Raw genomic sequence first — 13,473 nt, 5'->3', positions numbered from 1 at the left:
AAACTGATACATTGGTACATTATTAAAAGATGGGTCAAAAAATTGCCATAACAGGAATGGGCATCATTTCCGCCATTGGAAACAATGTGGAGGAAAATCTGAGTTCGCTGACTTCCGGAAAGCACGGGATTTCGGACATTACTTTGTTTGAAACACGTCATAAAGGAAACATCAAAACAGGCGAAATCAAACTGTCTAATAAGGAACTAGCCGCAAAACTTCAGCTTAAAGAAGATCATCATGCAACAAGAACCGCTCTGTTAGGAATGATGGCGGCAAAAGAAGCTGTGGAAAGTGCCGGAATTTCGGATATCAATGAATATAAAACGGGACTGATTTCTTCGACCAGCGTTGGCGGAATGGATGTTACCGAAAAATATTTCTATTCCTATGAAGACTTTCCTGAAAAGCAAAAATATATTGACTCTCACGACGCGGGAAATTCGTCTTTGTTAATCGCTGATTATCTCGGATTAAAAGGTATGGTTTCCACCATCAGTACCGCGTGTTCATCGGCGGCAAACGCCATTATGATGGGCGCAAAACTCATTAAAAACGGTGTTTTAGACCGTGTAATTGTCGGCGGAACAGATTCTCTTTCAAAATTTACTTTGAACGGTTTCAATACGTTGATGATTCTTACGGATTCTTACAACACCCCTTTTGACAACGACAGAAAAGGTCTGAATCTGGGTGAAGCTGCCGCTTTCATCGTTCTGGAATCTGATGAAGTCGTAAAAAAAGAAAATAAAAAAGTTCTGGGTTATCTTTCGGGATACGGAAATGCCAATGATGCGCATCACCAAACTGCTTCTTCGGAAAACGGACAGGGAGCTTATTTAGCGATGGAAAAAGCATTAAAAGTTTCGGGCTTAGATAAAGAAAATATCGATTACATCAACGTTCACGGAACGGCAACGCCAAATAATGACTTATCGGAAGGAATTGCAATGATCCGGATTTTCGGGGAAAACAACGTTCCGGAATTCAGTTCTACAAAAGCGTTTACCGGTCATACGCTCGCGGCGGCGGCGGGAATCGAAGCGGTGTATTCTCTTTTGGCGATTCAAAATAATATCATTTTCCCGAATCTGAACTTTAAAACAAAAATGGCAGAATTTGATTTAACGCCGGTAACGGAACTTAAAGAGAAAAACATCAACCACGTTCTATCCAATTCGTTTGGTTTTGGAGGAAATTGTTCAACTTTAATTTTCTCAAAATCATGAGTGCCGTTTACATCAACAGTGCAGCCTGTATTTCAGCTCAGGACACTTTAAACGAAAATTTTTTCAGGAATCTCAAACCTGAAAATTCAGTTCAGGTTTTAAAAGCTATTGAACCTGTTTACAAAGAATTCATTCCTCCGGCAATGATCCGAAGAATGTCTAAAACGGTAAAAATGAGCTCCGTAGCTTCTCTATATGCTTTAAAAGAAGCAGGAATTAAAAATCCAGATGCGATCATCACAGGAACCGGAATGGGCTGTTCTCAGGATTCTGAAAAGTTTCTGAAAAATGTGCTGGATAATCATGAAGAGTTTCTGACTCCGACCTATTTTATTCAGTCTACCCACAATACGGTTGCAGGACAAATCGCTTTAGGTTTGCAATGTCACGCGTACAATTTCACCTATGTGAATACTTCGTCGTCTCTGGAATTTTCGTTTTTAGATGGAAAATTACAGATCAATGACGGTGAAGCTGAAAACGTTCTGGTCGGTTCCACAGACGAACAGACCGAAAGAGTAATGGAACTGTACAAATTAAATAAAACCATTAAAAAAGAAGAAAATCTTCCCGTTGATTTTCTGAATTCTGAAACAGAAGGTGTCATGTGGGGAGAAGGTGCCAGTTTTTTTGTCTTAGGAAAAGATAAAACAGAAAACTCTTACGCCCAATTAACGGATATTCAGATTACTAACAAATTAGATTTAGAAGAAGCTCAGCAGTTTATTGAAGATTTTTTAGCTAAAAATAATTTGACAAGTAATGATATTGATGCGGTTATTTTAGGATTCAGTGGAGATGTAAAATCGGATGTTTATTACAAAAATGCAATGGATCTGTTTGAAAATTCGGCTTTGCTGTATTATAAACATTTGAGTGGTGAATTTAATACGGCAAGTGGTTTTTCGACGTTTATGGCTTGTCATATTCTTAAAAATCAGGAGATTCCGGAAGTGATGATGATTAACGATCTTAAAAAAGAAGAAATTAAAAATATTCTGCTTTACAATCATTTAGGAGGAAATGATCACAGTCTGGTTTTGTTAAGAAAGGCTTAAAAGTAAAACCTAACAGGTTTTTGAAACCTGTTAGGTTTGATTGAAGGCTCCGTTCGCAGGAGCATTTTATTTAGCAAAGAAAAACAGCATAATTGTCATTTCGACGAAGAAGAAATCTCTTAATAATTTTAACTTCTAAACTAAAACTTAATGGCTAATTTTAGCGCAAACATTAAGAATATTAATTTGAGATTCTTCATTCCGCTTAGCACCATTAAGAATGACAGCATGGATACAGATTCTGAATATTTTAAACCCAAAATTTAAAGACAATAAAGATGAAGCACTATCTATTTATCCTATTTTATCTTTTCTGCAACGTTATTATTTTCGCGTTTCACGGAAGTTTTTGGGTGTATCTGTTCTGTTTTTTACTGTTTTCTGCGCTTGTAATCTGGGGTTCTTTTGATATTGAATTGGGATATTTTGTCAACAGCATCACGCATAAAAGAACAAAAATAAAGGAAGTGGCACTGACTTTTGATGATGGCCCGACTGAATTCACTCCCAAATTTTTAGATCTTTTAAAAGAAAACGAGGTAAAAGCAACCTTTTTCTGCATCGGAAAACAGATTGAAAAATATCCTGAAACTTTTCAACGAATCATTGCCGAAGGTCATACCGTTGGAAATCATACTCTTTCACATTCTAACAACACCGGTTTTTTATCGACTTCAAAAATGGTTGAGGAAATTGAGAAATGTGATGAAGTGATGCTTAAAACTGGAAATTTAACAACCAATTTGTACAGACCGCCTTTCGGAGTCACCAATCCGAATATTGCCAAAGCGATCAAAAAAACTGGGAAAAAAAGCATCGGATGGAACGTCCGTTCTCTGGATACGATTACAGAAGATGAGAAAAAAATCTACCAGAAAGTAACGAAAAATTTAAAAAAAGGAAGCATTGTACTTCTTCATGATACTTCACAAAAAACGTATAATGTTTTGGAGGATTTATTAGTATTTTTGAGGCAGAAAAATTATTCAACTTTTACAATTGATAAGTTTGAAAGCCACTAAGTCCAAAAGGATTTCACCAGGAAGACAGGAATTATTAATAAATATTCTTTAATAGTGTCCTTTGTGAAACCCTTTTCATCCATGTGGTTAAATTTAAAGACGTTAAACAATGATTAAAAATATAGCTTTAAGCACTCTTTTATTAATTTCGACTTTTGTCTTTGCTCAAAACATGGCGATGTCGGGAGCGGAAGCGAAAGCGTTTGTAACCAAAGTTTCTTCGGAAACCAAAGAAATAAAAACATTACAGGCAGATTTTATCCAGACCAAAAAGATGGATTTTTTGGATAAGAACATTGTCACCTACGGAAGAATGTCTCTGAAAACACCGAATATGCTGAGTTGGAAGTACACAAAACCCTATCAATACAGTATTGTTTTTAAAGACAACAAAATATTAATTAATGATCAGGGTAAAAAATCTTCGGTGGATGCAAAAAGCAAAACGTTTGAAAAAATCAACAAATTAATTGTAGGAAGCTCAAACGGACAGATGTTCAACGATCCTGAATTCTCTGTTTCTTACCTAAAGAACGCAACTTCGAATATCGCCAAATTCACTCCGAAATCGGCTCAGCTTTTAAAATACATCAAGCAGATCGAGCTGCATTTTCCTAAAAATCAATCTACGGTTTCACAGGTTAATATGACGGAAGCTTCCGGAGACACCACGAATATTGTTTTCAAAAACACCAAGATCAATGCGCCTGTTGCAGCTTCGGAATTTAGCTTATAGCCTGATTTTCATTCTGTTTGCTTCGTGTAAAACGTACAGACTTACTGATGTAAAACCGATTCCGTTTTCTGAAAAAGCGGTTGAAAACTTATATTTTTCATCCAAAGAAGATTATGTGTATAAATGTCAGATGGATATTTATAAAAATCATGTGAGCGGAATTTTAATTATCAAAAAAATCAGCGAAACGACCCATCGTGTGGTTCTGACTTCTGATTTTGGGAATAAACTGATTGATTTTGAGATTTCTGAGGATGATTTCAAGCTGAATTATGTTCTTCCTGATCTGGATAAGAAAATCGTAATTAATTTTTTGAGGAATGATTTTCAGCAGCTTCTGAAGCAGAAATATCCTGTAACAGAAAGTTTTGAAAACGAAAATTCTAAGATTTACCTTTCTAAAATGAATAAGAAGGAGTATTATTTGTTCTTCAGCAAAGAAAATAATCTGTTAAAACAAATCGTTTACACCAAAAATAATAAGGAAAAGATCGATTTTACATTTGATGCAAAGAAAAATACGTTTGCAGACAGTCTTAATTTACAACATAAAGATTTTAAAATCAATATAAAACTATTCCAGATCACCGAAAACCAATAACCTTACATGAAAACAAAGATTTTTGCCTTGCTGATTCTGATTTCCGGATTTTTATCAGCTCAGGTTACTTTCAATCCCGGAATAAGAGCGGGAGTAAATTTTGCCAATCTTACGAACCGAAGTAATGAAACCTTTTATCTCCATGAAGATGAAAACCCGGAAAAAGTACTTCATACAAGTCTGAAAACGGTAACCGATTTTTATATTGGATTACAGGGAAACATTAGATTTACAGAACGTTATGCTTTGCAACCGGAAGTTAACTATTCCAGACAGGGAACCAATTTACAGTACACTACAGAAAACGGAGTTCTTCCGGAAAAAAGACTGCATTATAATTTTATCGGGGTACAGCTTACAAACAAAATTTATATCAAAAATTTCAGTGTTTTTGCCGGTCCGTTTCTGGATTTGGCTGTCGGCGAAAACAATTCCGGACTCGATCTTGGTTTTTCGGGAGGTCTTGGTTATGATATTTTTAAAAATCTGGGGGTTGAAGTAAGAATTAAAAAAGGTTTTGCATCAATGCTGGATCATGAAAATTCTTCTTTCCTGTTTTCCAATTCAAATATGGTTTTTCAGATTGGCGGTTATTACACGTTCCATTTTAAGAAATAGAATTGATGTTGATGACCAAAACCATTTTCTTTTCCTTTCAAAAAAACATATCTTCGCGAAGGTTTAAATATTAAATTTTTTGAAATTTTAAAATTCAGAAAAAGATTTCAAATAACTGAAACAGAATACATCATGCAGACAATACTTACAGACTTTTATACGTTACAATCCTACGAAAAAACGGAAAACGGAAGTTTCACCGCGCAGATTTCCCTGAATAAAGATCACGATATTTTTAAGGGACATTTTCCGGGAAATCCTGTAACACCGGGAGTTTGTATGATGCAGATCGTGAAGGAACTTACGGAAGAATTTACCGGATCTTCATTATTTTTAAAAACGGCATCGAATGTAAAGTTTATGGCAATCATCAATCCTTTTGAAACGCCGGATCTTAAAATTCAGCTCGATATTACTGAGAATGAAGGAGATGTAAAGGTAAAGAACACGACTTCTTTTGGCGAGACTATTGCATTAAAAATGTCGGTAAATTATCAAAAATTGACATAATGAAAGTATTATTTTCACTTATCACCGCTTTTATGCTTTTTTTTCAGTCGGGTCTTGAATCTCTGAGAGAAAGTTACACCAAAGCAAGCAGCTCTAATGCCAATACAGAAGCGTTCATCAGTTTAGCCGAAAAAACTTCGGGATCGGATGCGGCAATTCAGGGATATAAAGCGGCGGCGCAGATTATGGAGGCAAAAATTTCCAAAAATAACCGAAAAGCTTTGGTAAAATCCGGAGCAACCAATCTTGAAGCGGTTATTAAAAGCAATCCGAATAATGCTGAATTAAGACTGATCCGCATGAGCGTTCAGGAAAACATTCCGAAAATCGTCGGATACAGAGGAAGCCTTAAAGATGATAAAATATTTCTCATTAATAATTACAGCAAACAGAATTCTGCTTTAAAAAGTTATATTAAAAAATTTGCAGCACAGTCTAAAACCATGACGGAGACTGAAAAGTCAAATTTTAAATAAAATATTATTAATCAATCATTTACATGAATCTTTCTGAAGTACGAAATGCAATCTCTGAAAAGAAAATTTGTGTTTTAATTCCTACTTATAACAATGAAAAAACTCTGAAAAGGGTAATCGACGGTGTTCTGGATTATACGGAAGACATTATTGTTGTAAATGACGGTTCTACGGATGCTACGAGAGAAATTTTAAGAAGTTATTCGCAGATCGAAGTTATTGATTTACCGGAGAATAAAGGAAAAGGAAATGGTTTAAAAATCGGCTTTAGAAAGGCTAAAGAACTGGGCTACGATTATGCGATCACGATTGATTCCGACGGACAGCATTATCCGGATGATATTCCTGTTTTTGTAGAGGCTTTGCTGAATGAAAAGGAAGATGTTCTGCTCATCGGAAACCGAAATATGTCTCAGGACGGAATTCCCAAGAAAAGCAGTTTCGGAAACCGTTTCTCTAATTTCTGGTTCTGGTTTGAAACGGGAATCAAGCTTGAAGACACCCAATCCGGCTATCGATTATATCCTTTACACAAAATTCCCAAGAAATATTTTACGCCAAAATTTGAATTTGAAATTGAAATCATTGTGAGAACTGCGTGGAGACACGTTCCGGTAAAAAATGTTCCGGTGAAGGTGCTTTACGATCCTGCGGAAAGAGTTTCTCACTTCAGACCTTTTAAAGATTTTACGAGGATCAGTATCCTGAATACCATTCTGGTAACCATTACTTTGCTTTATATTATTCCGCGAAACTTCGTGAATAATTTCAAAAAAAAAAGCATTAAAAGATTCATAAAAGAAGATGTTCTTGAAAGTGACGGAAGCAACAGGATTAAAGCTTTTTCTATTGCTTTGGGCGTTTTTGTGGGCTTTTCTCCATTTTGGGGATTTCATACGCTGATTGTAATTTCTCTGGCTGTATTATTCAAACTGAATAAAGTGCTTGCCTTTTTTACATCCAATGTAAGTTTACCGCCTTTTATTCCCTTCATTATTGCCGCTTCGCTGTTTTTGGGTTCTCCTTTTGTGCACGGAGACAGCAATATTTTCAGTCAGGAATTAAATTTTGATTTGGTGAAAAATAATCTTTTGCAGTACGTTATCGGAAGCTTTATTCTGGCGACTTCTGCCTCTGCGATTTTAGGTGCAGCCACTTTTCTTTTTCTGAATAAGGTGAGCCCTGATAAAAATTAAACCCTTTATTTCAGTTTTTTCACTGTTTTTCTCAGATATTTCTCCACATTTTCTCTATCCGGAACGGTTGTAATTTCTTTGGTTAATGCTTTTTCAAATTCTGTTTTTGCTTTTGCATATTCTTTCTGACTATAATAATATTTCCCGGCATGATAATAAACAAGCCAGAAATCCGGATTTAAAGACTGATAATGGGGCAGAAAATCTTCGGTGAGTAAAACATCTCCTTCAATTCCCTTTTCCACTTCTTCACTCATTATTTTGTACTGTTCGTAATTTTCAAATTCCTGAGAATTGAGGAAAGGATCTTTTGCAATATTCAGTTCAGATTTTGCAAACGCACCGCTTTTTAATCTTTTATCCGAAAAAATTTCATTCAGATCATAACAGACAAATTCTCCCAACTGATAAGGATTTGCAGAAACCCACACCAGTTTTTTCTGAGGTGAAAAAATTACAGCATGATGCGCAATAAGCTGATTGATGGCTTTTTCGTTTCCAAACCCTATCTTCTCTCCTTTCAAGCCGGATTTGACTCTTAAAATCGTAGCCATTTTTTCGGGATTGAGCTTTTTATTTTCCGCTAAAAGTTCCTGCAGCTTTTCATAACGGTACTCTGAATGACTTTCCGCAATATGCTTCAGATTTCTTTTATCATTTTTATAAGCCTCCGACTGGAAATGATTGGTACATAAAACACGGCTCGTATTTTCCACTTTGTAAACACCAAAATTATCCGGAGAAACTTCAATAATCACCGCATTCTTATCATTCGCACTTCCCACTAAAATCGATTCCGAAACGAAAACTTTTCTCTTTTTTGCAATGGCAATTGCTTCATCAATGGTTCTGGCATATTGTAAAATCTCCCTTGTCACCAGAGAAATCGGTGTTTTTGCGGTCAATGGAATTTTAGATTTTCCGGCGTTAATGGTAACGGTAATTCCTTCTTTGTTCATGCCTGAAACTACACCGATCATTCCTGCCCAAGTCACAGAAAGATAAGGGATTCCGTCATCAGGCTGAACGAATTCAATGACTTTATTTTTAGCGAAATCATCTCCAACATAAAAGTCGAAATTTCTACCGATGAGCAGATTTCCGTCTTCTGTATTTTCATTCCAGACCGCAAGAGAAGTACAGCCCACCATCATTAAATCCTGCATGGCATGACCAATGTCGTGCGCTCCGTGCAAATACATACTCCGCAGAAACTTTGGCGCGATGAAATTGTATTTGTCCGAAGAATATTGAGACATTCCGTAGATTTCTGCCTGAAAATCTTCCCTTACGTTAAGATACATTTTCCGGTTGTACCATTTCAAGAAACCTCGCAGTAAGTTTTGTTTAAACTTAGACGGAACAAATCCTTCAATTTTCGAAAAGAAAATTTCTTCCTGTTTCTGCATCAGATTTTGGGTTAAAGCTCCGTTATTATAACCTAATTGCAGAGGATTTCCCTGAATATACAGTTCCCAGATCTGCTGCTTATTTTTTGTTAAATAATTCTGATTAAAACTAAAAGTGGAATCGTTTATTTTGTTAACCTTCGGAACATCAAGCGAATATTGTTTTACATCGGGAATATGTTTGATGGATTTTCTTATTCCGCAAGAGTTGAGGAAAAGGATAAGTTTTAGACTGAGAAAAATTAAGATTAGAGTTTTGTCATTTCGACGAAAGGAGAAATCTATTTTTATAAATTTAGATTTTTCACTCCATTTCATTTCGTTCCGGATGACAACAAACGGTATATCATTTTCGCTATTTTTCACCTTTATTTTTATTAATCAATTGTGTTAATCTTTCATCAATCAGCTCTTTTCCGAGAATTTCTGCGCAGGTATTGAATGCTCCGATCGTACAGCCCAAAATTCCGTGCATATTCACAGACTGTCCCGTAAGAAAAAGATTGTCGATTTTCGTGCGTGGAGAAACCATTGTTTTCAGAGGATTTTCGGAACTTTTCATGTAACCATACATATTTCCGTTAAAACTTCCGATATAATCGCGATAAGACAGCGGTGAAGAAGTGTAAAAACTTTTAATCGATTTTCTTAAATCAGGAAACTTCTTTTCTAAAGCATCCATCATTTTTTCAGCTTTTTCCAGCTTGAATTTTTCATACAATGCTCCTCTTTCATATTTGTCTGAAACGGTATTGACGGTTTCCTTCCACTCTTCTACTTCCTGAAAATCCATGTAGGAAATAGCGGTGAGACTTTCTGCAAAACCGGGATTGTGTTTGGATTCTGTGGAAGAAAGCATATACGTTTCGGGCCATTTTTCTTTTTGATAATGATGGGCATTCCAGACCATTTCCTCATTGACAAAATGGTAAATATTATAATTAAAATTCTGAAAAGATTGTGGTTTCATCACCAGATAAACGCTGAAACATGACGGAACGGGTTCCCAGCTTATAATTCTGTTGACAAATGATTTTTTAAGCCTTTCTTCGCCTAGAAGTTTCAGGGTTGTGCGAATTTCGATATTTGAGATGATTTTTTTTGCAAAATATTCTTTTCCTTCTGAGGTTTTTACTCCGGATAACATATTGTTTTCATCAAAAATAAATTCGGAAACTTCAGCATGTTTGTGTACTTCTGCTCCATGTTCACGAAGTCTGCGAATCAGCAGTTTTGAAATCTGGCTTCCTCCTTTTATGCATTTGTAAGCACTTTGGATATAGGAATTTACAGTGAGCGCATGAACGTAAAACGGAACGTTTTCAGAATCTCCGGCATACAGAAAATTGGATCCTAATAAAACAGACTGCAGCTTTTTATTCGTGGTTAAAGATTCGATAAATCTTTTGGTATTTAAGTGAAGGATTTCTTCGTTGTAATTGTCTTTTCCCACCAGATTGTATCTGGGAAACTGACTGCAAACTCTGTGAATTTCTTCACAATAGTCTTCTAAATTGTCTTTTTCTTCGGGAAAGTATTTTGATAATTGTTCAACAAAATTCCTGTAGCCTTGTGCGTGAGGATATTCGGTTTCATCGTCTCCGAAAGTGATTTTGTCGTAGCCGTTCTCGTCCATCTTATGAAGCTGAAGTTCATCCATAATTCCCAGATAGGAAAAATACTGATGAAGATTCTGCCCTTTGGAAAGTCCGCCTAAATAGTGAACTCCCGTATCGAAGATGAGCTTGTCACGGGAAAAGGTCTGTAAATTTCCACCGTACTGATTATTTTTCTCCAAAACACATACCTTCAAGCCTTCCTTCGCCAGAACAAGCGCCGAAACAAGACCGCCCAATCCGCTGCCGATGACGAGTATGTCAAATTCTTTTTTCAAGGAGGAAAGTGTCTTTTATGATTTTGAATTTTAAAACGCAAAGTCCACGAAGATTTTTTTTAATCACTTCCTGTTTTTAAGTTCGCAAAGGCGTTAACACTCAGCAAAGATAAAGGGAAACTTAGGACTTTATTTTAAATCTCTAAATCATTTAATGTTTGAGTTAAATATTAGTTTTCTGAAGGTAAAAGTAGGAAATTTAATTAATATCGTCCCAAAAATCAAAATAATTGAACCATTGAAGCGGATATTTTCGGATCATGGATTCAAGGTTTTGGGTGTAAGAGTTCAAAAGTCCCTGTGCATCGCGTTTTTTGATATTTTCGGCAACTCTTGCGTACAAGTGATAATGCAGATTTTTTTCTTTCATCACATACACATATACGACCGGAACGCCTAATCTGGAAGCAATGAGAAAGGGTCCTGCAGGAAATTTTGCCGTTTTTCCCAGTAATTCCCCCTCTAAAAACTTTGAGCCTTCGAAATATCGGTCTCCGGTAAAGCAAATGAGCTCGTTTTTGGACAAGGCTTCATTGATTTCGAAAATATGCGACATATCGTCTTTAACGTAGATGAATTTGACAGTGCTTTTCTTAACGGAAACACTCTCAAGATATTCTTTAATAATTGTAACTTCCTGATCTGTCGTCACTAAATTTATCTGACAGTCGAAATCGATATCGGCAAAGAAATGTTCGGCAATTTCAAAATTTCCGATGTGCGCACTGATGAGAACGCCGCCTTTTTTTTCGGCTAAAAGGTTCCTGAGGTTTTCGATGCCATCGAATTCGTAAGTGTATTTTTCGCGTAGTCCTGCTGAAATGGCAGTTTTATCAATAAGAACGGTTCCGAAAGTGAAATAGCTTTTAAACAGAGAAAGTTTTGTTTTCCAGAAGCCATATTTCAGTCTTTCTGAAAAATAATAACGGTAGTATCTGTTGCTGTTTTTTTCGAATAAAAAATAATAGAATGCAACAAAATAAAGCACTACATATGAACTTCTGATCCCGATATTTCTAATACACCAGACGAAAATTTTGTAGCCCAGAATCGTCCCTTTAGATTTACCTTTCCACTTGTTCATATTTTTTGTTCTTAACGCAAAGTTCGTAAGAAATTTTTAACTACTACCTGTTTTTTAAGTTCGCAAGGGCGTTTTACTCAGCAAAGAAGCAAAATCGATTATACGCTTTTTTCTTCAATCTTGTTTTCGATCACGGTATAAAAATCGTCAAAAGTCACGATGTTTTTGAAGTCTGCTTCTCCTAATTTCACTCCGAAATTAGATTCGATAACCACTACAAGATCAATATAATCTAAGCTGTCTAAACCCAGCGTTTTTTTAAAGTTTGCATCATTGCTGATTTCATCGCCGTCTACTTCAAATTCGTTGACTAAAAAGTCATTGGCAATCGCAATAATCTTTTCCCTTTCCATGTTTTTAATTAAATTTTTTAACAATTAATGCAGAATTGGTTCCCCCAAATCCGAAAGAATTCGACAAAAATACATCAATTTTTTGACTTTTTGTTTCAGCAACCAAATTTATCTTTTTCGCCTCATCATCAGGATTTTCCAGATTGATATTCGGGGCTACAAAATCGTTCTGCATCATAAGGATCGAGTAAATGACTTCACTCGCACCCGCCATCCAACATTCGTGACCGGTCATGGATTTCGTGGAACTTACCGGAACTTCACTTCCGAAAATTTCGAAAATGGCTTTCGCCTCATTGGCATCACCAATCGGCGTTGACGTCGCATGAGCATTAATATAATCGATATCTTTTGCCGATAATCCTGATTGTTTTAAAGCGCGATCCATTGCTAAAGCAGGTCCGTCTACATTTGGAGTGGAAATATGCCCTCCGTTGGAAGAAAAACCATACCCTACAATTTCTGCAATGATATTCGCGCCTCTTTTCTGAGCAGATTCTAAGCTTTCAACAATTAAAGTTGCCGCTCCTCCACTCGGAATTAATCCGTCTCTGTCTTTATCAAAAGGTCTGGATGCTTTTGTGGGTTCATTTTCCCGTACTGAGAAAACGCCCAAACCGTCAAAGCTCGCCATTGAATATTTATTGGTTTCCTGTGCTCCTCCGCAAATAATCATCTCCTGAAAACCGTTTTTAATCATCATGTAAGCCAGTCCCAAAGAGTGAGAACCGCTTGCACAGGCTGCACTGATGGTTAAATTGATCCCTCTCAGTTTAAAAATGGTCGAAAGGTTCATGGTAACCGTAGAGTTCATGGATTTAAAGATAGCTCCTGAACCCATTAACGTTGTATCTTTTTTCTCTCTCGCAATGTCAATAGATTCTACCACCGCCTTGGAAACACTGTCGTTTCCATATAAAATTCCGACTTCGTTATTGTCTAAAAAATCCTGGTCTATATTTGCCTGTTTCAGTGCATCAAGCGTTGCGATATAGGCATATTCGCTTTCTTCGCCCATGCTTACGCGCTGTCTGCGACTGAGAAGATTTTTGAGATCCGGCTTCGGAACCACGCCCGTTAATCCCGATCTGAAACCAAATTCTTTTCTTTCGTCTACTAAATGAATTCCGGATTTTCCCTGAAATAAAGATTCTTTCACCTCTTCCAAAGAAGTTCCGATGCAGGAATAAATTCCCATTCCGGTAATGACAACCCTATTTTCCATGTAATGTTCAAGGTTTTAGGTTTTAGGTTTTGGATTGCAGCTCACAACTGCTGCCTTTTACC

At 36.4% G+C, this 13,473-nt stretch carries 14 protein-coding genes; 9 read left to right on the top strand and 5 right to left on the bottom strand.

Going from position 1 to position 13,473, the window contains the following annotated elements:
* The first annotated feature begins 29 nt into the window (after window positions 1-29).
* The 9 genes from QWT87_RS14840 (at window position 30) to QWT87_RS14800 (ending at window position 7,446) form a co-directional block, all read left to right on the top strand.
* Window positions 30-1,229, top strand: a complete 1,200-nt coding sequence (locus QWT87_RS14840; RefSeq protein WP_302716856.1) for a beta-ketoacyl-[acyl-carrier-protein] synthase family protein — start codon at window positions 30-32, stop codon at window positions 1,227-1,229.
* Window positions 1,226-2,287: a beta-ketoacyl synthase N-terminal-like domain-containing protein gene (locus tag QWT87_RS14835; RefSeq protein WP_302716854.1), complete on the top strand. Its 1,062-nt coding sequence runs from the start codon at window positions 1,226-1,228 to the stop codon at window positions 2,285-2,287. The genes QWT87_RS14840 and QWT87_RS14835 overlap by 4 nt, the downstream gene beginning before the upstream one ends.
* A 278-nt stretch (window positions 2,288-2,565) precedes the next feature.
* Window positions 2,566-3,309: a polysaccharide deacetylase family protein gene (locus tag QWT87_RS14830; protein ID WP_302716852.1), complete on the top strand. Its 744-nt coding sequence runs from the start codon at window positions 2,566-2,568 to the stop codon at window positions 3,307-3,309.
* 109 nt (window positions 3,310-3,418) lie between these two features.
* Window positions 3,419-4,045 carry a LolA family protein gene (locus QWT87_RS14825; protein WP_302716850.1) on the top strand — a complete coding sequence of 209 codons (627 nt, stop codon included), beginning with the start codon at window positions 3,419-3,421 and terminating at the stop codon, window positions 4,043-4,045.
* Window positions 4,011-4,646 (top strand): hypothetical protein, encoded by a 636-nt coding sequence (locus tag QWT87_RS14820; RefSeq protein ID WP_302716848.1) that lies wholly within the window; start codon window positions 4,011-4,013, stop codon window positions 4,644-4,646. Before QWT87_RS14825 ends, QWT87_RS14820 begins: the two co-directional genes overlap by 35 nt.
* A gap of 6 nt (window positions 4,647-4,652) precedes the next feature.
* On the top strand, window positions 4,653-5,264 hold the full coding sequence (locus QWT87_RS14815; protein ID WP_302716846.1) for a porin family protein: 612 nt from the start codon (window positions 4,653-4,655) through the stop codon (window positions 5,262-5,264).
* A gap of 132 nt (window positions 5,265-5,396) precedes the next feature.
* Window positions 5,397-5,774 (top strand): 3-hydroxyacyl-ACP dehydratase, encoded by a 378-nt coding sequence (locus tag QWT87_RS14810; RefSeq protein WP_302716845.1) that lies wholly within the window; start codon window positions 5,397-5,399, stop codon window positions 5,772-5,774.
* Window positions 5,774-6,250 (top strand): hypothetical protein, encoded by a 477-nt coding sequence (locus tag QWT87_RS14805; protein WP_302716844.1) that lies wholly within the window; start codon window positions 5,774-5,776, stop codon window positions 6,248-6,250. Before QWT87_RS14810 ends, QWT87_RS14805 begins: the two co-directional genes overlap by 1 nt.
* Before the next feature lie 23 nt (window positions 6,251-6,273).
* Window positions 6,274-7,446 carry a DUF2062 domain-containing protein gene (locus tag QWT87_RS14800; RefSeq protein WP_302716843.1) on the top strand — a complete coding sequence of 391 codons (1,173 nt, stop codon included), beginning with the start codon at window positions 6,274-6,276 and terminating at the stop codon, window positions 7,444-7,446.
* A gap of 5 nt (window positions 7,447-7,451) precedes the next feature.
* On the opposite strand, the gene QWT87_RS14795 is transcribed toward QWT87_RS14800, so the two are convergent.
* From QWT87_RS14795 to QWT87_RS14775, 5 genes are all read right to left on the bottom strand, one after another.
* Window positions 7,452-9,173 carry a C45 family autoproteolytic acyltransferase/hydolase gene (locus QWT87_RS14795; protein ID WP_302716907.1) on the bottom strand — a complete coding sequence of 574 codons (1,722 nt, stop codon included), beginning with the start codon at window positions 9,171-9,173 and terminating at the stop codon, window positions 7,452-7,454.
* Window positions 9,174-9,210: 37 nt separating this feature from the next.
* Window positions 9,211-10,749 (bottom strand): phytoene desaturase family protein, encoded by a 1,539-nt coding sequence (locus QWT87_RS14790; RefSeq protein ID WP_302716842.1) that lies wholly within the window; start codon window positions 10,747-10,749, stop codon window positions 9,211-9,213.
* Between the two features lie 199 nt (window positions 10,750-10,948).
* Window positions 10,949-11,833: an LpxL/LpxP family acyltransferase gene (locus QWT87_RS14785; RefSeq protein WP_302716840.1), complete on the bottom strand. Its 885-nt coding sequence runs from the start codon at window positions 11,831-11,833 to the stop codon at window positions 10,949-10,951.
* A 98-nt stretch (window positions 11,834-11,931) separates the two neighbouring features.
* Window positions 11,932-12,186, bottom strand: a complete 255-nt coding sequence (locus QWT87_RS14780) for an acyl carrier protein (RefSeq protein ID WP_302716838.1) — start codon at window positions 12,184-12,186, stop codon at window positions 11,932-11,934.
* Between the two features lie 4 nt (window positions 12,187-12,190).
* Window positions 12,191-13,411 carry a beta-ketoacyl-[acyl-carrier-protein] synthase family protein gene (locus QWT87_RS14775; protein ID WP_302716836.1) on the bottom strand — a complete coding sequence of 407 codons (1,221 nt, stop codon included), beginning with the start codon at window positions 13,409-13,411 and terminating at the stop codon, window positions 12,191-12,193.
* Between the last annotated feature and the right edge of the window lie 62 nt (window positions 13,412-13,473).

The sequence above is a fragment of the Chryseobacterium urinae genome (genome assembly GCF_030518295.1).
GTDB lineage: Bacteria > Bacteroidota > Bacteroidia > Flavobacteriales > Weeksellaceae > Chryseobacterium > Chryseobacterium mucoviscidosis.
Note: the sequence above shows the minus strand (reverse complement) of the source record. Positions and strands in the feature narration are given on the sequence as shown.